This window comes from Gottschalkiaceae bacterium SANA (genome assembly GCA_036323355.1).
In the GTDB taxonomy this organism is placed as follows: Bacteria; Bacillota; Clostridia; order Tissierellales; family GPF-1; genus GPF-1.
In genome coordinates, this window is the sequence record AP028876.1 from 788,278 (window position 1) to 806,310 (window position 18,033).

19 protein-coding genes and 1 riboswitch are annotated in these 18,033 nt (G+C 43.6%); of the genes, 15 read left to right on the top strand and 4 right to left on the bottom strand.

Features of this window, described 5'->3' with window-relative positions; all coding sequences use genetic code 11:
• Window positions 1-401: 401 nt before the first annotated feature.
• From dhaK to dhaM, 3 genes are read left to right on the top strand one after another with little or no spacing between them, the layout of a single operon-like run.
• Window positions 402-1,394 carry a dihydroxyacetone kinase subunit DhaK gene (dhaK, locus tag AC25CA_RS03885; RefSeq protein WP_486815733.1) on the top strand — a complete coding sequence of 331 codons (993 nt, stop codon included), beginning with the start codon at window positions 402-404 and terminating at the stop codon, window positions 1,392-1,394.
• A 20-nt stretch (window positions 1,395-1,414) separates the two neighbouring features.
• Window positions 1,415-2,035 (top strand): dihydroxyacetone kinase subunit DhaL, encoded by a 621-nt coding sequence (gene dhaL / locus AC25CA_RS03890; RefSeq protein ID WP_486815734.1) that lies wholly within the window; start codon window positions 1,415-1,417, stop codon window positions 2,033-2,035.
• 10 nt (window positions 2,036-2,045) lie between these two features.
• Window positions 2,046-2,435, top strand: coding sequence for a dihydroxyacetone kinase phosphoryl donor subunit DhaM (dhaM, locus tag AC25CA_RS03895; protein WP_486815735.1), 390 nt, complete (start codon window positions 2,046-2,048; stop codon window positions 2,433-2,435).
• 142 nt (window positions 2,436-2,577) lie between these two features.
• Here the strand turns inward: dhaM and AC25CA_RS03900 are convergent, their stop codons facing one another.
• Both AC25CA_RS03900 and AC25CA_RS03905 read right to left on the bottom strand, forming a co-directional pair.
• A complete protein-coding gene (locus AC25CA_RS03900; protein WP_486815736.1) occupies window positions 2,578-3,753 on the bottom strand; it encodes a cation:proton antiporter in 1,176 nt (391 codons plus the stop codon).
• A 37-nt stretch (window positions 3,754-3,790) separates the two neighbouring features.
• Window positions 3,791-3,860: riboswitch (Fluoride riboswitch) on the bottom strand.
• A 43-nt stretch (window positions 3,861-3,903) separates the two neighbouring features.
• Window positions 3,904-5,244 carry a transglycosylase SLT domain-containing protein gene (locus AC25CA_RS03905; protein ID WP_486815737.1) on the bottom strand — a complete coding sequence of 447 codons (1,341 nt, stop codon included), beginning with the start codon at window positions 5,242-5,244 and terminating at the stop codon, window positions 3,904-3,906.
• Between the two features lie 242 nt (window positions 5,245-5,486).
• On the opposite strand from AC25CA_RS03905, the gene AC25CA_RS03910 reads away from it, so the two are divergent.
• Both AC25CA_RS03910 and AC25CA_RS03915 read left to right on the top strand, forming a co-directional pair.
• Window positions 5,487-6,302: a Cof-type HAD-IIB family hydrolase gene (locus tag AC25CA_RS03910; protein WP_486815738.1), complete on the top strand. Its 816-nt coding sequence runs from the start codon at window positions 5,487-5,489 to the stop codon at window positions 6,300-6,302.
• Window positions 6,303-6,369: 67 nt separating this feature from the next.
• Window positions 6,370-6,579, top strand: a complete 210-nt coding sequence (locus AC25CA_RS03915) for a hypothetical protein (protein ID WP_486815739.1) — start codon at window positions 6,370-6,372, stop codon at window positions 6,577-6,579.
• Between the two features lie 70 nt (window positions 6,580-6,649).
• Here the strand turns inward: AC25CA_RS03915 and upp are convergent, their stop codons facing one another.
• The gene (upp, locus tag AC25CA_RS03920) at window positions 6,650-7,279 is read right to left on the bottom strand and encodes a uracil phosphoribosyltransferase (protein ID WP_486815740.1); all 630 of its coding nucleotides are present in this window, start codon (window positions 7,277-7,279) and stop codon (window positions 6,650-6,652) included.
• Between the two features lie 126 nt (window positions 7,280-7,405).
• On the opposite strand from upp, the gene AC25CA_RS03925 reads away from it, so the two are divergent.
• The 7 genes from AC25CA_RS03925 to buk all read left to right on the top strand — a co-directional run bounded on the left by AC25CA_RS03925 (window position 7,406) and on the right by buk (window position 15,273).
• Entirely contained in the window at window positions 7,406-8,218 is an 813-nt protein-coding gene (locus AC25CA_RS03925; protein WP_486815741.1) for an HAD family hydrolase, read from the top strand.
• A gap of 9 nt (window positions 8,219-8,227) precedes the next feature.
• Window positions 8,228-10,081: a sigma 54-interacting transcriptional regulator gene (locus AC25CA_RS03930; protein ID WP_486815742.1), complete on the top strand. Its 1,854-nt coding sequence runs from the start codon at window positions 8,228-8,230 to the stop codon at window positions 10,079-10,081.
• Window positions 10,082-10,318: 237 nt separating this feature from the next.
• Window positions 10,319-11,245: a bifunctional enoyl-CoA hydratase/phosphate acetyltransferase gene (locus AC25CA_RS03935; RefSeq protein WP_486815743.1), complete on the top strand. Its 927-nt coding sequence runs from the start codon at window positions 10,319-10,321 to the stop codon at window positions 11,243-11,245.
• The gene (gene iorA, locus AC25CA_RS03940) at window positions 11,242-13,029 is read left to right on the top strand and encodes an indolepyruvate ferredoxin oxidoreductase subunit alpha (protein ID WP_486815744.1); all 1,788 of its coding nucleotides are present in this window, start codon (window positions 11,242-11,244) and stop codon (window positions 13,027-13,029) included. The genes AC25CA_RS03935 and iorA overlap by 4 nt, the downstream gene beginning before the upstream one ends.
• Window positions 13,026-13,634 carry an indolepyruvate oxidoreductase subunit beta gene (locus AC25CA_RS03945; protein WP_486815745.1) on the top strand — a complete coding sequence of 203 codons (609 nt, stop codon included), beginning with the start codon at window positions 13,026-13,028 and terminating at the stop codon, window positions 13,632-13,634. Before iorA ends, AC25CA_RS03945 begins: the two co-directional genes overlap by 4 nt.
• A complete protein-coding gene (locus AC25CA_RS03950; RefSeq protein ID WP_486815746.1) occupies window positions 13,635-14,189 on the top strand; it encodes a hypothetical protein in 555 nt (184 codons plus the stop codon).
• A 10-nt stretch (window positions 14,190-14,199) separates the two neighbouring features.
• Window positions 14,200-15,273: a butyrate kinase gene (gene buk / locus AC25CA_RS03955; RefSeq protein WP_486815747.1), complete on the top strand. Its 1,074-nt coding sequence runs from the start codon at window positions 14,200-14,202 to the stop codon at window positions 15,271-15,273.
• Between the two features lie 34 nt (window positions 15,274-15,307).
• Here buk and AC25CA_RS03960 read toward each other — a convergent pair whose 3' ends face one another.
• Window positions 15,308-15,712, bottom strand: a complete 405-nt coding sequence (locus tag AC25CA_RS03960) for a DUF4332 domain-containing protein (RefSeq protein ID WP_486815748.1) — start codon at window positions 15,710-15,712, stop codon at window positions 15,308-15,310.
• Window positions 15,713-15,848: 136 nt separating this feature from the next.
• Between AC25CA_RS03960 and AC25CA_RS03965 the strand changes: the two genes are divergently transcribed.
• The 3 genes from AC25CA_RS03965 to AC25CA_RS03975 all read left to right on the top strand — a co-directional run bounded on the left by AC25CA_RS03965 (window position 15,849) and on the right by AC25CA_RS03975 (window position 17,960).
• Window positions 15,849-16,241, top strand: coding sequence for a hypothetical protein (locus tag AC25CA_RS03965; protein WP_486815749.1), 393 nt, complete (start codon window positions 15,849-15,851; stop codon window positions 16,239-16,241).
• Window positions 16,210-16,932 (top strand): metallophosphoesterase family protein, encoded by a 723-nt coding sequence (locus AC25CA_RS03970; RefSeq protein WP_486815750.1) that lies wholly within the window; start codon window positions 16,210-16,212, stop codon window positions 16,930-16,932. The genes AC25CA_RS03965 and AC25CA_RS03970 overlap by 32 nt, the downstream gene beginning before the upstream one ends.
• Before the next feature lie 272 nt (window positions 16,933-17,204).
• Window positions 17,205-17,960: a hypothetical protein gene (locus tag AC25CA_RS03975; protein WP_486815751.1), complete on the top strand. Its 756-nt coding sequence runs from the start codon at window positions 17,205-17,207 to the stop codon at window positions 17,958-17,960.
• Window positions 17,961-18,033 lie beyond the last annotated feature (73 nt).

Consider the following 18,033-nt stretch of genomic DNA (forward strand, 5'->3'; position numbering starts at 1 on the left):
GCAAGGCTTCTTGGAAATAAGCCAAGTGTGATATTTGAAATGTGCCTTTATGATATTGGATGTATCTATCATTTGTCAACTTTCATATTTTTTTTCTGTTGTGCTCAGGGCATTGCTTCAAAATAGAAGAACATGTTGCTATTTGGCAAATCCATTTCCATAATTGAGTCGACTTTTTTCTATATTATCAATAATAACCTCCTATTTCCTGAAATGAATGGGTATACTGTATCATAAAGGGTTCTTCTTCTCAATTTATGTAAACGATTGCAAAAAAAGTTGAAAGATTACTGAATATTTGATAAATTATAAGTATCTAGGGAGATGAGGAGAACGAGATAATTGGTTCGAATTATGTCCTTTTTTAGCGAAAAGGATGTTAAATAAAAGGAGGGAAATACGTGAAAAAGTTAATTAACAAACCGGAAAATGTAGAAGTGGAAATGCTGGAAGGCATGGAAATGGCCCATGGCGATCTTTTGCGGAAGCTAGATGGCTTCAATGTTTTGGTTAGAGCGGACAAGAAGCAAGGCAAGGTTGCTTTGGTTTCTGGTGGCGGTAGTGGCCATGAGCCTGCTCATGGTGGATATGTTGGCACAGGTATGTTGGATGGCGCAGTAGCAGGGGCAATGTTTACATCACCTACACCGGATCAAGTATTTGAAGCGGTGAAGGCAGTAGATGCTGGCAAAGGCGTCTTGCTAGTCATCAAAAATTATACTGGCGACGTATTGAACTTTGAAATGGCAGCAGATATGGCCGAAATGGAAGGTATCAAGGTTGATAAGGTTGTTGTGAATGATGATGTTGCTGTTATGGATAGTCTGTATACGACCGGTCGACGCGGTGTTGCAGGAACGGTATTTGTTCATAAGGTAGCCGGTGCCATGGCAGAACAGGGTGCTGAGTTGGCTGAAGTGAAGCGAGTTGCCGAGAAGGCAATTGCTAATGTGCGTACCATGGGTGTTGCTTTATCGGCATGTACGGTGCCTGCAGCTGGAAAGCCAGGGTTCTCATTGGAAGAAGACGAAATGGAAGTTGGCTTGGGAATTCATGGCGAGCCAGGAACACATAAATCAAAAATGATGCCAGCGGACGAAATTGTTGATTTGCTATTGGCTAAAATTTTTGAAGATATGCCAATGGGCAAGGGTGACAAGGTTGCGGTTATGGTGAATGGCTGTGGTGGAACCCCAGTTAGCGAACTTTATATTTTAAATCGTCGTGTTGGAGAAGTGATGAAGGAAAAAGGCATCGCTGTGAAAAAGACTTTGGTTGGTGACTATATGACTTCCCTTGAAATGCAAGGTGGTGCGATCAGCATCTTGAAACTTGATGATGAATTGGAAGCCTTATTGAATGAACCGGCGAATACAGTTGGATTGAAAATCTAGACAGAAGAACGGAGGGGCTTATGGACGGTCAAGTATTCAAAAAATTATTAGAGGAAATTGCAGAGAAGATGAAAGAAAATCGTCAATTTCTAACCGATTTGGATCAAGTCATTGGTGACGGCGATCATGGGATTAACATGGATCGTGGATTCACAAAGGTGTTGGAGAAGATACCGTCTATGCCGGATGATGTATCGATGTGCATGAAGCAGACGGGTATGACCTTGGTATCGACTGTAGGGGGCGCAGCAGGACCTTTGTATGGAACAGCCTTTATGAAAGCTGGAGATGCTATCAAAGGCAAAGAAGAAGTTGGCGTTGAAGATGCAATTTTGATGATGGACGCCGCGATTCAAGGCGTAATGAAACTGGGAAAGGCAACAACTGGAGAAAAGACCATGTTGGATTCTTTGGTTCCAGCCTATGAGGCGTTGAAAGAATGCTTAGAGGCCGGAAAGGAAGCGAAGGTTTGTTTTACTGAAGCAGTTCAAGCTGCGGAAGCGGGTGTGGAATACACCAAAACCATTATTGCAACCAAGGGCCGAGCCAGTTACTTGGGCGAACGAAGTATTGGTCATCAAGATCCGGGTGCAACCTCTAGTTTGGTGATTTTGACAGTCATTCGCGATTTCCTCGTGTAAAGGAGCTAGTATGGTAGGAATGGTTGTAATTTCCCATAGTGAAAAAATTGCTTCAGGGGTCATAGATTTAGTGAAGCAAATGGCACCAAATATCCCGATTTTCCCGGCTGGAGGTACCTCGGACGGTAGAATTGGAACGGAAATGGATTTGATTATGGGCGCCATGGAACAAGCCAATCAGGGCGACGGTGTTATTCTGCTTGTGGACCTAGGAAGTGCAGTAATGAGCGCACAATTGGCCATGGAAATGCTTCCAGATGTTCAACCCGCTGCTATAGCCAATGGTCCCATTGTTGAGGGAGCAGTCGTAGGTGGGGTGGAAGCTGAAATTGGCGGAAGCTTTGACAAGGTATTGGAAGCCGTTGAAGCTGCGAGTCAAATGGTGAAAGTAAGAGAGTAAACAAAGGAAAAGCTCCCTTCGGGTAGAAGGGAGCAGCACAGTGCGGGCAAGCACTGTGTGGGAATAATATGGAAAGGCGGGCGGAGGGCAATCCGACCACCATCCAAACTAATTAAGGGAATCCGTTCTTCGGATTCCTTTTCTATTGTAATACTTTTTCGCCAATTATGCGAATACCAATAGCACCTAAAGGGGCGGTAACGAGAATGGCCAATACAGCGATGGCCAGAAACGATTCACCGTGGGCAACCCCCATGGTTAAGGGAACAGAGCCGATGGCGGCTTGTACCGTTGCTTTGGGCCAATAGGCGACAACACAGAACAGTTTTTCACCCGGCGTGTAGCCTGAGCCTGTAATGGAGAGTAAAACGCCGATGCTTCTTGCGATTAAGCCAAGAAGGATCAAAAGAAGGCCGATGCCCAAAGACTGGCTTGCAACAGAAATATTGACCTGGGCACCCACGAGGACAAAAAGTATGATCTCAGCGAAAACCCAGATCTTATTTAGTTTAACGGAGAGACGTTTGGATACCTTTGGATATTTTTCCAATAGAATGAATCCGACGGTCATAACGCCTAAGAGTGCTGCGATCTCAATTTTGTCAGCCAGGAAATCTTCAAATCCTGTCATGAATACCGCTGCACCAAGAAGCAACAAGGTCTTTTTTGTATCTCTCATATGTATTTTTTGAAAGAGATAAGTGAAAAAAGTCCCTACCAGATACCCCAGGAGAATACCAAAAAATATGGAAATGGGTATGCGGATCAGTTGATTTCCAATGGAAATATTCTGGCTGAAGTACATGGAAATCATGGATGAGAAAAAAGTGATGGCAAAAACATCATCCACTGAGGCACCGGCTAAGATCATAGTTGGAAGGCCCTTGTCGGAACCCTTGCCACTATCGATTAGTTGCAGCATGGATGGTACGATGACGGCCGGAGAAACGGCTGCCAGGGTGAAGCCTAAAATGCCGGCTTCGGCAAAAGAGATACCGAAGAAGAGGTGAGCGAAGTACATGATCGTAAAGCCCTCTAAGAGGCAGGGGATGAAAGACATGCGAATCGCATTTAACCCAACCTTTTGCAGGGTTTCCTTTTTCAATCCAAGTCCCGCTCGAAGCAGGATGACAATCAAGGCGATTTTCCTAAGGTCCGCCGATACGGCCATGATTTCCGGCTCCATTAGATTCAAGCCATAGGGACCGATCGCGACCCCTACAAGAAGCATGCCCAAGAGTCCTGGTAATTTGATTTTTTCAAATAAGAAGTTGGCAAGCATGCCAAGTGTAATAATAAGTGCTAAAGATATTGCCATATGTTGTTCTCCTCCAAATAAAAAAGACTTCTGCAGAATTTCTGCAGAAGCCATTAGCATTGTCGCGGTTTGAGTAAACTCAGGAGAGCTTCATCTCCTATTTCTGTTATTGTTTTGTATCGTAACACGGCTGGTTTCCGATGTCAATACTTATGAATAAAGATTTTGATTCTCGGTAAACAAGTTGTAAATCAATCGAGCCGTGTCTTCTCTGGTCATATAGACGAATAGATCGACAGGTAGATTGACTGGCAAAGTAGAGGGATCAACACGTGTTTCATCAAGACCTCTGAATGCAGCACCGCTCTCTGTTAGCTTGATAATCGTTCCTAAGAACTCTTCTTGGGTTACCAAGTGTTCGCCATTGAAGCTGCCTTCATCAAGGGTCATTAGACCGGCATTGACGACTTGGGAAACTGAATCTTGCGCCCAATCGGATACGGCAACCATGTTAATGTCATGAGATTCTTCTGACTCGATTGCAAATGCACGGGTAAGGATAACAGCTAATTCTTCCTGGTGCAAGAATTCAAGGGGTTGAAAGAGATCTTCGTAGCCTTGCATGATGCCCTCAGTACCCAGGACTCGCAATTGGTTTTGCAAAACGGGATCAGTCACATCGGAATAAACACCCATTTGATAATCACCAGTTTTTTCAACCCAGTTACGAAGTACCCAACCCTCGAAGGGATCGTTGAGCCCGCGAACGGGTTCCCAATAGTATCCGTTCATCAGAACCGGAGCACCAATGACGACCATTTCTGTGCTGGGTGAAAGTTTCGCAATTTTTTTGCCGCTTGGTCCATCATAAAGATCAATCTTTGTCCATGAATAGGAAACCAAACGATCACCATATTCATAGAGCAAAATATCGCCAGTATGACTTGGTGTTGGTGTTTCATACTGACCATTTTTGGACGGAAGTCCAGAGGACGGCAGTTGACCTCGATCGATAACGGTTACGGGTTGATTATACTCGCGGTCCGCCATTAAAAATACTTGTTCCTGATATGCTAAATTTTTATACCCTGTGTTAGGGTTGTTGACCTTTGACCAACCATTATAAGCCCAAAGGACAAAATACCAATTCTCTAATACATTTGGATCCATGTCACCAATAGATGGAAGTGTGTTTTTTACATAATCCCATTTATATAGTAGGATATTGGCTCCAACTTCGATATTGTAATCGATGTCATATTTCAACATATCACGATCGAAACTGGATCGATCGTTGATCTGCATAACCCCGATATCATTGGTTGATGATATAAAGGGTCTTCCGTTTGATGTGAATTGTGTAAAGCTGGATTCGACACGGGCGATGGATTTCATAATGACACTTGGAATTCCTCGACGCAGTGCGACTTCTTCGATTTTTTGTTCAATGGTTTCTCGATCCGGATTTGTATGTGTTGAAGCAAATGCCGGGGAGAAGATAGCAGTGATCAAGATGGTAACAAGTAAGATGAAGAGTAATCTTTTTCTCATCTTTTGTTCCCCCTCTCAAATTTTAGTACTTGCATATACTATGAGACTCCTACCCAAAAGTCAAGAAAGGGAATATTACAAGCAGATGAAATAACGGCTATTATTACAGGCGTGTTACAGGAAAAGGATTTTTTCATCCAAATATTTGATTATTGTGAAAAATCTGATAGGCATTATCGCATTTTTTTTACCCTTTGCATAAAAAAAATCAAACGATTATGATAAGAATAGGAGGGAGTTCGATGATTAAATTGCTAGCGTTGGATCTGGATGGAACGCTTTTGGATGGGAATCGAAAGATCCCTGAGCAGACAAAAGCGCGATTGATTGACTTAAGAAAGCAGGGCATTTCAATTATATTGGCTACGGGTCGAACCTTTGAATCCGCCAAGCGTTATTATTACGAATTGGGATTAGATACGCCATTTATTGGATGCAATGGTGGTGTGATTTATCAGCCGGATCAAGATCGGATAATAAAGGGTGCTGCGTTTTCGAAAGAGGACTTTATTGACGTGATAGAAAAGCTCAGTGCACTGGGGGTGTTTTATCAATATTATGGTCTTCATTGTATCTATGCGAAGCGGTTGGCTTTTGGGGTGAAACGATGGAAGTGCGAAAATATAGATTTGCCTAAGGAATGGCAAATGCAGATTCGACTTGTAGAGGATCCGCTTTTGTGGGCGAGGGAAGAATATCACCCTGTTTATAAGATTTTAGCGCGATCGAGCAGTCAAGAGAAGCTGGATGAAGTTGCTGATGTAATTGAACAGATGGAGGGGATTGATACGGTTTCTTCTTTTGCATTGGGACTGGATATTGGTCCTGCTGATTGTGACAAGGGGAAAGCTTTGGAAGTGGTTGGTAAGGCGTTGGGTATGCGGCCGGAAGAAATCCTCGCCATGGGGGACAATGACAATGACCGGGAAATGATTCGTTTTGCAGGTCTAGGCATTGCTATGGGGAATGCGACGAAAGCAGCAAAAGAAGCAGCGGATTATTGTATGAATGTAAATGATGGTCCTGGCGTTTTACAAGCACTTGATCGATTTTTATAGAAAAGTAAGTCGGAATTAGAATTTTATAATAGATGCAAGTGCTAGTGAGAAGAAAGGAGAAATGATTGTGAATATATTTTGGGGTAGTTTGATGATTGCGGCAGGGCTGTTCCTGTTGATCTGCGCAAGTGTAAAGAGTGAATTTGTCGTTTATCGAATTTTGGCGGCACGGTCAAAAATTATTTGGGGTGAAAAGGTTTATCGTTTCCACCAAGTATCGGGCGGGTTGATTGTGATTTTTGGAATTTTGATGATTTTGGGGATTATTGGAAAGTGAAGTAGGCAATCATTTTATTTGTTCAATAAAAAAGATCTCCGCAAGTTTATTCTTGCGGAGATCTCGTTATTTATTTTGTGCCGAAGATTCGGTCTCCTGCATCGCCAAGGCCTGGCGTGATGTAGCCGACTTCATTTAGATGCTCATCAATGGCAGTTGTGAAGATTTCGATATCTGGATGATGTTTGATCACAACATCAAGACCTTGTTGTGAGCAAACCAGACACATAATTTTGATGTCGGTAATACCGCGTTTTTTCAACAAATCTACGGCTGCAACGACAGAACCACCGGTTGCCAACATAGGCTCAGTGATAATCACTGTACGCTTGGTAATGTCTTGCGGTAATTTGCAGTAGTATTCTACTGGCTCCAAGGTTTCTTCGTTGCGATATAGACCGATGTGACCTACCTTTGCAACAGGAATTAATTCTAATACGCCATCAACCATACCTAATCCAGCACGCAAGATGGGAACGATGGCAACTTTTTTGCCACTTACAACTTTTGAAGTTGTTGTTGAAACGGGTGTTTCAATTTCGATATCTTCCAATGGAAAATCACGAGTTACTTCGTATGCCATTAGCATAGCCACCTCGCGTACAAGTTCACGGAACTCTTTAGAGCCGGTTTCCTTCATCCGCAGGTGTGTTAATTTATGTTGCAGAAGCGGGTGATCCAATAATTTTACGTTTTTCATGATTCAGCCTCCTTCAAAATTTCATCCTTACTATCATAAGTATAATCGACTTGTTTGTCAATGAAAAGAACCGATTTGGAAATTTCTATGGTACACTGAATACAACAAATGGGGGGAGATTGATTGATGAAGGTAATCGCATTGGATTTAGACGGAACGTTATTGGATAAAAAGAAAAAAATCTCAGCTCCAAATCAAAAAAGACTGCTGGAATTGCGCAAGCAGGGTGTTAAAATCGTTTTGGCTTCAGGGCGATCAGCATCAGCCATGCGGCTCTATTACAATCAACTGGGTTTGGATGAGCCCATCGTTTGCTGTAATGGCGCATTGGTGATGGAGCCTAAGAACGGGAATATACTTGCATCCCATGCAATTGAGAAAGATGATCTAGATCGGGCTGTGGCGATTCTCGAAGGGGAGAAGGCCTATTACTTGGCCTATACGGATTTAACCCTGTGGTTGCCATCGGTTAAATTCACCATGAAAAAATGGATTGAACGAAATCGAAAATTGGCACCGGAAGACCAGGTTGATATTCAGATTCGTCCAGACTTTAAAAACTTGTTCCAGGAAGAACTGATCTATAAATTATTGATTTTTTGTGCGGATGAGAAAGAGAAAAAACGAAGGTTCGAAAAACTTCGCCAGTTGAAGGGACTCGAGGTTATTGATTCCATGCCGGGTGCGATTGATGTGATGCACCATGACGTAACAAAGGCTGACGGCTTGAAAGTAATTGCAGACTATTATGGAATCACCATGGAGGAAATTATCTTTATGGGGGACCATAATAACGATGTAGAAGCGTTGAAACAGGCTGGGGTTGGGGTTGCCATGGGCAATGCGACAGATGCGGCAAGGAAAGCGGCGGATTGGCAGACGGCTGATCATGAAGAAGACGGGGTAAAACTTGCTTTGGATCGATTATTTGCTTTTTAGGAGGAGCGGATGAAGGGACGATTGGGGATTATCGCAAACAGCGAAGCGTTGAAGCAGCGGATTGCACAATGTTATCCCGGGGAGTTGGCTCGGGAAGAAATTCGGATTGAAGTGTATGAAGAGGGCAGACTTGCGGTGCAGGCCAAAGAAATGGTGCGCCAAGGTGCACGAGTATTGATTGCCCGTTCTGGCGCCTATGAATGGGTTGTCAAAAGCGTATCTGTTCCTGTTATTCGATTGAAGATTACAGCGACAGACATTATCTTTTCCTTGAAGGAAGCGGAACGCCTGGGAAAGAAAATTGTCTTTATTCAGCGAGATCATATTGCTTTTTCTTTTGAGGAATGGGAAGCGATTTTGGATCTGTCTGTTCCGGTACAGGTAGAGTACTATCATAATCCGGAAGAGGTGGAACCGATTATCCAAAGCTACGCCAGTCGGGGAGAATCGGTTACTTTTGTGGGCGGCGGCTTGAGTCACACCTTGGCCCCAGTTTATGGATTCGATTCCATTTTTGTTAATGCCTCGGAAGAGTCCATTCGCGAGACAGTTCATTCTGCTAAGCAATTGATAGGCAAATTGGAACGGGAAATGGTACGTTCTGAATTGGTGGAAAATATGTTGGAAAAGGTTCATGATGCGGTTCTTGCTGTGGATGAGACGGGCGTGGTATCCATTTTTAATGAGCGAGCCCGTCTATTGTTAAAAAGGGAAAGGGTCGATGTTGTTAATCATTCTATTTTAGAGGTGTTGCCAGAGCTTGCTTTTTTACATGATGCGCTAACAACAGGTCAGTCCATTACGGAATCGATCCGTGTGCTACATGCAGATCTAATTGTAAGCGTCAATGCGACCTTGATTTTTGTTGACGAGCAGATTAAAGGCGTGCTGTGCACCTTTCAAGACATTACACATTTGCAGATGTTAGAAAAGAAAATTCGCTTTCAGCTGAATAAACGAGGTTTGATTGCCAAGCTTACCTTTAGGGATATGATTGCCGTGGATCCGGTCAGCCTTTCTTGTCGCCAAGCGGCCAAGGCCATGGCAAAAACCGAGGGGACCATTTTGATCTATGGGGAAAGTGGGGTTGGAAAAGAGGTTTACGCCCAAAGCATTCATAATGTAAGCAGGCGGAGTCACGCACCTTTTGTTGCCGTGAATTGTGCGGCATTGACGGAGACTCTCTTGGAAAGCGAGTTATTTGGATATGAAGAGGGTGCTTTTACGGGAGCGAGAAAAGGGGGAAAACCAGGACTTTTTGAATTGGCCCATGGAGGAACCATCTTTTTAGATGAAATTAATAGCATTACACCTGGGCTGCAGGTAAAACTCTTACGTGTGTTAGAGGAACGAGAGGTGATGCGGATTGGGTCGGATTATGTAATTCCCCTCGATGTTCGGATCATTGCTGCTTCTGATGTTTCTTTAAAGCAAAATGTTGCACAGGGACAATTTCGTGCCGATTTATTTTATCGTCTCGATGTGTTGGAATTAATGATTCCACCGCTTCGGGATCGTAAGGCGGATATTCCACGTATGTTTGAACGGTTTTTAGAAGAAATGAAGACAGATCGAAGCCTAGAGGGAGTAGAATCGCAATTGATGGCCTATGATTGGCCAGGAAATGTGCGGGAGCTGCGCAATGCGGCTCAGCGTTATGCCTTATTGGGATCTTTGAATCTTGATCAGACCAAGACGCAGGCAAAAGTTGTGGAAGAGGGTGTCATTTCAATCCGTGAAATTCAACAGCGGGTGGAAACGGAAGTGATCGACATGTTGCTTCGAGCCGGGCACAATAAAACAGAGATTGCAAAAATTTTAGGGATTAGCCGAACGGCACTGTGGAAGAAAACGAAGGAGTAAGTGTTAAGCAATGTTTACATAAGTTAACATGAGTGAAATGGCATGAAATTGAAACGGGGAGAAATCCCCGTTTTTTTGTTGCAATGACCAATGGATCTTGACCCAGGAAATGGCTAAATGGTCAAATTTGCTATGAACAGGTTAAGGCTAAGAGGGTCAGGAAGGGATAAAGTTTGTGACTGAATTCATTTGGCATGAAATGTGCAATAGAGGGGGGAAGAAGGACGAGGTGATGAAATGATTCAACATGTTAAAGAACTCATTACACAGGCGCAGAAACAAAATTCCATGCGACTGGCAGTGGTTGCCGCCGAAGAAGCGGAAGTGTTAAAGGCGGTTCACGAAGCCGTGGAAAAGGGGATAATTGAAGCCATTCTTTTCGGTGAGATCGGAGCAATGAAGAAAATTGCTGAAGCCCAGGGTATTAATCTTTCCTCTTTTAAACTTGTTAAAGCAGATAATATGCAGGAATCGGCACGACTTGCAGTCCAGTATGTTCGGGAAGGTAAGGCAGATTTTCTTATGAAGGGATTGGTGGATACGTCCATCTTTCTAAAGGCAGTTTTAGATAAGGAGAATGGACTTAGAACGGGTCAACTCTTAAGTCATGTCATGGTGTACGAGGTGCCGACTTACCATAAACTATTGCTTTTGACCGATGGTGGAATGAATTTGTATCCGGATCTTGAAAAAAAAGGGCAGATTTTAAGAAACAGCGCTCATGTATCTCGCGCGTTGGGAAATCTAGAGATCAAGGTTGCCTGTCTGGCAGCCAAGGAGAAAGTGAATCCAAAGATGCCTGCAACCGTGGATGCGGATGGCTTGAAGCAAGAGGGCTTGGCAGGAAAATTTGGGGATGATGTCGTGGTGGAAGGCCCCATGGCCTTGGACTTGGCTATTTCCAAACGAGCTGCAAAAATTAAGGGATACGAAAGTCCGGTTGCCGGTGAGGCGGATATCCTTTTGGTACCGAATATTGAGATGGGAAATGGGATTGGAAAAGCCATGACGTATTTTGCAAAAAGTCAATCAGCTGGCATAGTCATGGGTGCAAGTGTACCCGTTGTATTGACGTCTCGAGCGGATTCCCATGAGGATAAGTTAAATTCGATTGCACTGGGGAGTGTGGTTGCTGAATGGATTAAAGAAGGGGGTAAAAAATGAAAACATTAATGACAGGCAATGAAGCGATTGCACGAGGCGCTTATGAAGCGGGTGTGACCTATGCGTGTGCATATCCGGGAACGCCCAGTACCGAGATTCTTGAAAATACCGCACGCTATAAAGAGGATCTGCTTGCGGAATGGGCACCCAACGAGAAGGTGGCCTTAGAATCGGCAATTGGTGCTTCGATTGCGGGAGCGCGTAGCTTTGCCGCCATGAAGCATGTCGGCGTTAATGTGGCTGCAGACCCCTTGTTCTCTTTTGCCTATACGGGTGTTACAGGTGGTATGGTGTTGATTACGGCGGATGAGCCAGGACAGCATTCTTCTCAAAATGAGCAGGACAATCGGAATTATGCTTGGTTTGCCAAGATCCCATTGGTGGAGCCTTCCAATAGCCAGGAGTCAAAGGATTTCTTTAAAGAAGCCTTTACCATTAGCGAAACCTTCAATACGCCAGTTCTATTTCGGATAACGACCCGTGTTTGCCATTCCAAGAGCGTTGTGGAATTGCAGGAACGCGTGGAAGTTGGCGTTCACGCCTATGAAAAAAACATCAAAAAATATATCACGGTTCCCGCTCACAGTCGGGTTCTACGTGAGGAACTAGAAGAGCGCCTTGGTCAATTGGCAAAGTATGCGGAAACAACACCACTTAACCAGGTGGAATGGCATGACAAAAAGATTGGAATTGTGGTTTCGGGCATGAGCTATCATTACGCCAAAGAGGTATACGGTGACACGGCTTCTTACTTAAAACTCGGATTTACCCATCCAATGCCAATGAATATGATTAAGGACTTTGCCAAAGAGGTGGATACCCTTTATGTGATTGAGGAAAATGACCCATTGATGGAAAGAGCGATCAAGGCGGAAGGAATTTCGATCATTGGAAAGGAATTGTTCCCAATTTATGGAGAAATGACATCCGATCGATTACGGGAAGCAGCTTTTGGAAAAACAAATCCTCTTGTTGAATTCGATCAGGAAAAGGTGGTTCCTCGACCACCAACCCTTTGTGCAGGCTGTCCGCACCGTGGTCTCTTCTATGAGCTTGGCAAAAAGAAGAATGTGATGATCACCGGTGATATCGGCTGTTACACCTTAGGCTTTGCTCAACCATATAACGCAATGGATACAACCATTTGCATGGGTGCTTCCGTGTCAATGGGGCATGGTGCGCAACAGGTGTTTAACCGCTATACCGATTCGGAAAAAAAAGTGGTTTCCGTTCTGGGGGATTCAACGTTCTTCCATACAGGAATCAACTCCCTGCTGACTGTGTCGTATAACCGCAGCAATACAGTAACGATTATTCTAGACAATCGCATTACAGGCATGACGGGGCATCAGCAAAATCCGGGAACGGGCTACACCCTGCAGGGCATGCCAACAAAGATCGTGGAAATCGAACCTTTGGTTCGTGCCTGTGGGATTGATCGTGTTCGTACCATCGATCCGAATCGTCTTGACCAGGTGAAAGAAGCTTTGGATTGGGCCTTGGAATTGGATGAACCTTCGGTCATTATTACCCGTTGGCCTTGTGTATTGATGAAGTTGTCTGATCATGATGTCGAGGAATTTGGCGATTACAAGCATATTTGCCAGGTAGAGACGGATACTTGCATCGGTTGTAAAAAGTGTACCAAGACAGGTTGTCCAGCGATTTCTTTTGATCGTGAATTGAAGAAATCAAGCATTGATCCCATGCAATGCGTGGGCTGTGAGGTCTGCATGCAGGTTTGTCCTGTAGGCGCAATCAAGGTGAAAGGGGTACAATCATGAATGATACAAAAAGCATTCTCTTGGTAGGTGTTGGCGGACAGGGAACGATTTTAGCAAGTAAATTGTTGACACTCGGATTATTAGAAGCGGGATATGATGTGAAGATGAGTGAAATCCACGGGATGAGCCAACGCGGTGGTTCGGTTTCGTCGCAGGTGCGCTACGGCACCGATGTCCAATCTCCTGTTATCGAAAAAGGTGGTGCAGATATCTTGGTTGCCTTTGAAAGAATGGAAGCTCTTCGATGGTTGGACCACGTGAAACCAGAAGGACAGGTTGTTGTTTGTGATACGGCCATTGAGTCTATGCCAATGAAAGTAGGCAAGGCTATTTATTCAAAAGAAATTATTCAGGAATTGAAATCTAGAATTAAAACAAGAGTGATTCCTGCTGTTGAGCTAGCCAAAGAACTCGGCAATGAGCGAGTGATGAATGTGATTTTATTGGGTGCATTGGTTCGTTCCATGGGACTTGAATCCATCGATTGGAATCAGTTGATTGCAGACCAAGTCAAGCCGAAATTTGTAGCATTGAACCATCAGGCGATTCAGATTGGCATGGATCAGGTATCAAAGAAAGAGCTTTCTCATTCAACGGCGGTATAGATGAAAAATTTACTTGCGATCTATATGGATTGGAATGCGCAAGCACCATTCGTTATGGCCTTTATGAAATTTGCGATTCTTGCCAGCTTGGGCGAAGCCCTCGCCGTAAGGATCCAAACAGGAAAGAAGGGAATTGTAGCGGGATGGCAAAAGAAGGCAATTGTATGGGGATTTTTAGGCATGGCTGTTGCATGGGTATTTCCGATCTATGCAGCGGGTGTTGCCAGCTTGGGGTTTTCGTCTAGGTTGTTGACTGCATTTTTAACATCGTTAACCATGAACCTTTCTTTCGGACCGGTTTTGATGGTCACTCATCGAATCAGCGACACGCGGATTGAATTGAAGGAAAAGGGGGCAACGGCAACGGCTCAAGCAATTTTTGACGCCAATGATTGGTTGGGATTTTTTCGGTTTGCCCTGGTAAAAACGAATCTGCTTTTTTGGATACCCATGCACACGGTTACTTTTCTTTTACCGCCCGTGTGGAGACTATTAATGGCTGCGGTGCTATCTATGGCGCTAGGAATCTTGTTGGCCTTTGCACGACGCAGATGAGGAGAAAAAGATGAAACGAATTTTAGCGATTAATCCAGGTTCAACGTCAACAAAAATTGCCTGGTATGAAGATCAAAAGCAGGTTTTCTCTCAGGGAATTGACCATCCTGTTGATGAATTGGAAAAATTTGCTCATGTACAGGATCAATTTGCTATGCGGAAAAATGCGATTGAAGTGCTTTTAGAGGATAAAGGCCTTGACTATCACGACCTGGATGGTTTTGTTGGTCGCGGCGGATTGTTGCCGCCTGTTTCTTCTGGCGCATATCGCGTGAATCAAGCCATGGTGGATCGTCTGACAAACAGGCCCTTGGTAGAACATGCATCTAATTTGGGCGCCTTAATTGCTTTCGCCTTTGCAGAAGAGTTGGACGTTCCGGCTTATATCTATGATTCTGTAGCGGTTGATGAAATGATGCCGATTGCAAAGATTTCCGGTATGCCGGAAATCAAACGACAGTCCTTTTCCCATGCTTTAAATGCACGGGCTATGGCGATGAAAACAGCAAGGGAACTTGAACGATCTTATGAAGACATGAATTTGATTGTTGCACACTTGGGCGGAGGTATTTCTGTTACCGCGCATCAAAAGGGAAGAATGGTGGATTTAGTTTCTGATGATGAAGGATCATTTTCACCGGAACGTGTTGGTGGTTTGCCTAGCCGTTCTCTTATGAAATTATGTTATTCGGGAGACTATGATGCGGGAGTCATGAAGAAAAAATTGCAGGGGAAAGGCGGATTCAGCGCCTATTTAGCTACACTAGATGCGCGGGAAGTCGAGCGGATGATTTTGAAAGGTGATGAAAAAGCCAAATTAATCTATGAGGCCATGGCCTACCAAATTGCGAAAAGTATTGCGCAACTCTCGGTTGTCTTTAAAGGTGAATTGGATGGGATTGTGATTACAGGGGGTATTGCCTACTCGAAAATGATAACGGATTGGATTGTTGAACGGATTTCATTTTTAGCGCCTGTGTACTTGCAAGCTGGGGAGCATGAATTGGAAAGTTTGGCCTTTGGTGCCTTACGCGTTTTGGAAGGCAGCGAAGCAGCAAAAGAATATAAGGAAAACGAAGAATAACTAAGGACAACCTCCCAAATGGGAGGTTATCTTTTTAATAAGTGATCATTCTTGGTAAAATCTTGGCTTCTTGAATCCAGTTATGAATTTGATTTTGACTTGGAATTTTTTTCACCAAGCGCTTGTCCTCATTCACAATACGCAGAGCTTCATAAAGATGTTCTGGATTGCGGCGTCCCAATTCGGGCACAGTATCAATTCCAGCTGCCTCCAATAGATCTGCATACTCTTCGCCAATTCCTTTGATGCGGAACAAGTCAGCGTGATTGGTCCAACGGAGAATCATTTTTTCTGAAATTCCGGTATCGTCGGCCAAATGGTGGCGAGAACTTCTTTTTTTGCACTTCGTCAATAAGTCTTCAGTTGTATGAATACCAGCGGCGTCTAATCTTCTTTGATAAGTGGGGCCGATTCCTTCAATCATTGAAATACGATGCATAATTATCCTCCTTCCATCGCTTATGATCATTCATATTTTACCCGCGAAAGCTAAGGAAAATCGAGGGAATAACTGTAAAAGATGAGAGGAAAATCAAGAACTGCATATGATATAATGAAACAAAAGGAGGGGTTGCATGTTACAGTCTATCAGTCATGTTGGTTTATTTGCTTCTAAATTACTGGGAGCAATTTTTGGCGCACTTATGTTGACGTTTCTATTGGCAGAGTTCCCGGGCTCTCTTTCCACTCTTGGCGGAATAGATTTGCTGCTTTTGATCCTTGGTGGAATCATGGCAATCGGATTTCTTTCTTCATTATTCCGTCCGTTTTATGGGGGAAGTGCAGCGGTTTTGTCGATTCTTGCGATCAATGGTATCGCATTCATGCGAAATACCGCTTCTTATCAATTTGATTTACCTTTGCAACTTGCTATAGGAATTGCTTTGGTTGTTTTTTCTTTGCTGATTAAGCGGGGGGAAAGGCAGGAGGTATTGAATGGAAACCATGTGGAAAATAGCAGTTCTTAGTGATATTCACGGGAATTTTCCTGCCTTAGAGGCGTGTTTAAAACAGATAGAGCGTGAGCGTTGCCAGGAAATATTTGTCTTGGGAGACAGCATCGGAATCGGTCCCTATGTCAATGAAACCCTGGATCGACTCTTAAGCCGCAAAGATATTGTCATGCTACTTGGAAATCATGAACAGCAATTGATTCATGGACTTCAGGCGGAACTTGGATCGATGTCTCGTGGAGAATTGCAGCATCACCGTTGGGTGAAGGGGATCATCAAACCGGAGTATTTGGAACAGATGGAAACCCTAGACATGCAAATGACGCGGTGCTTTGGAGAGACAACGGTACAGATGCAGCACTATGCGTATGGGCCAAAGGGAAAATTTTATGCAGCACTGAAGGATCCGACAGCAGAAGCGCTAGATAGTTTATTTTCTATTTCCCACGCAGAAGTGGCATTGTATGGACACTCCCATTGCAGAAGCGATGTGTATAGCACACATAGCGGCACTCGGTATTTAAATCCGGGTGCTCTTGGAACTAGCAGGCAAGGGCTAGCCCGATTCTTGATCCTGCAATTTTCAGCAGCGGGATTCGCGGCCCATTGGGAATCTGTACCCTATGATTTAGCCCTTGTAATGCAAGAAATGGAGAGGCGAGAGGTACCGGACCGGCTGTTTTTGAAAAAAATATTTTTTGAGTAAGATGAAAGTCCAAAACTTGGACTTTTTTGTTTTCTATAGAGACTATTTTGCGAATAATTGATGTCAATCAGAAAAGACTTTCTCGTTATCAATGACTCCTTGTATAAAAATGATTAGAAAGTTAGTAAATAGTGATTTTACATTGAATAGTGTTTAAAAAAACAAGGAACTATCTGAAAATAAATAAAAACAAAAATAAACAGCAAAGTAATGAAAACGATTACAGGATAATGTATACTAAGATTGAGGAGTTGTTTACGAGGAGGCATTTTATGAAGTATGTAGTAATGGTGAAAATGAGGATAGCTGAATATGATCCAGAACGGGTCGATCAGAAAGCACGAGAGGATTTGGAAACCATGTTCTCAAATTGGATTGACGATCCTGAGCTCACAAGTTTGCGAAGGTTTCGATCAGAAACCATTCAAGAGATGAAGGGTGATGCGAAGGGCTTTTTAAAGATGCTTTGGAATCCAGAGGAGTTGGAGTTTATTGCCGAAGGAGAAACCTCGGAAGCCACTGAGAAAATTTGGACATATTTTGAGGATCCAACGCGAATCACAGATAAGCTGCTTTCGTTTCGAGCTAGTTTAAATCGTGATGACAAAGTTATAAAATTGATTTATTTTGAGCAGGGTTGTTTAAGCGTTTATGATGCGACCATTCATGATAAACTGAGCCAAGTCTATGATGAGGAGATGCCTGTTCAACTGACTAAGCATAGCTTGCATGTTGAAGGAATTAATGGCGAACCCTTACAGGAACATGTGATTCAACAGTTGGAAGAGTTGCGCCAGAAGACTGGTGGTGAGTTGCTTGTTAATGATCAGAATGCACAGGTGACCTTTGAACCTAAATTTTTTATGCCTGTTGAGAAAGCGGAACTGTATCAGCAATTGAATCAACTGGGTCAAGAAGTGGTTACGATTGAAATGAATCCCCTTACCCTGTATGCGGAAGATGCTTTTTATTATGAGATTGCTCAATTTGAAAGCAGAAAGCTGAAGATTTATTCCATGTCGATCTAGGAAGCGAAAGCTTCCTTTTTTTTATGGAAAATCGAATTCTTGGATATGGTAAAATAGAAGAAGTGAAGGAAGG

Excerpts from the sequence above, each read along its gene's own strand:
- AC25CA_RS03970 (WP_486815750.1), top strand. The coding sequence starts at position 16,210 with ATGGAAACCATGTGGAAAATAGCAGTTCTTAGTGATATTCACGGGAAT.
- AC25CA_RS03965 (WP_486815749.1), top strand. The coding sequence starts at position 15,849 with ATGTTACAGTCTATCAGTCATGTTGGTTTATTTGCTTCTAAATTACTG.
- dhaL (WP_486815734.1), top strand. The coding sequence starts at position 1,415 with ATGGACGGTCAAGTATTCAAAAAATTATTAGAGGAAATTGCAGAGAAG.
- AC25CA_RS03905 (WP_486815737.1), bottom strand. The coding sequence starts at position 5,244 with ATGAGAAAAAGATTACTCTTCATCTTACTTGTTACCATCTTGATCACT.
- AC25CA_RS03935 (WP_486815743.1), top strand. The coding sequence starts at position 10,319 with ATGATTCAACATGTTAAAGAACTCATTACACAGGCGCAGAAACAAAAT.
- iorA (WP_486815744.1), top strand. The coding sequence starts at position 11,242 with ATGAAAACATTAATGACAGGCAATGAAGCGATTGCACGAGGCGCTTAT.
- AC25CA_RS03900 (WP_486815736.1), bottom strand. The coding sequence starts at position 3,753 with ATGGCAATATCTTTAGCACTTATTATTACACTTGGCATGCTTGCCAAC.
- AC25CA_RS03925 (WP_486815741.1), top strand. The coding sequence starts at position 7,406 with ATGAAGGTAATCGCATTGGATTTAGACGGAACGTTATTGGATAAAAAG.
- AC25CA_RS03910 (WP_486815738.1), top strand. The coding sequence starts at position 5,487 with ATGATTAAATTGCTAGCGTTGGATCTGGATGGAACGCTTTTGGATGGG.
- upp (WP_486815740.1), bottom strand. The coding sequence starts at position 7,279 with ATGAAAAACGTAAAATTATTGGATCACCCGCTTCTGCAACATAAATTA.
- dhaM (WP_486815735.1), top strand. The coding sequence starts at position 2,046 with ATGGTAGGAATGGTTGTAATTTCCCATAGTGAAAAAATTGCTTCAGGG.
- AC25CA_RS03950 (WP_486815746.1), top strand. The coding sequence starts at position 13,635 with ATGAAAAATTTACTTGCGATCTATATGGATTGGAATGCGCAAGCACCA.
- AC25CA_RS03975 (WP_486815751.1), top strand. The coding sequence starts at position 17,205 with ATGAAGTATGTAGTAATGGTGAAAATGAGGATAGCTGAATATGATCCA.
- AC25CA_RS03945 (WP_486815745.1), top strand. The coding sequence starts at position 13,026 with ATGAATGATACAAAAAGCATTCTCTTGGTAGGTGTTGGCGGACAGGGA.
- AC25CA_RS03930 (WP_486815742.1), top strand. The coding sequence starts at position 8,228 with ATGAAGGGACGATTGGGGATTATCGCAAACAGCGAAGCGTTGAAGCAG.
- buk (WP_486815747.1), top strand. The coding sequence starts at position 14,200 with ATGAAACGAATTTTAGCGATTAATCCAGGTTCAACGTCAACAAAAATT.
- AC25CA_RS03960 (WP_486815748.1), bottom strand. The coding sequence starts at position 15,712 with ATGCATCGTATTTCAATGATTGAAGGAATCGGCCCCACTTATCAAAGA.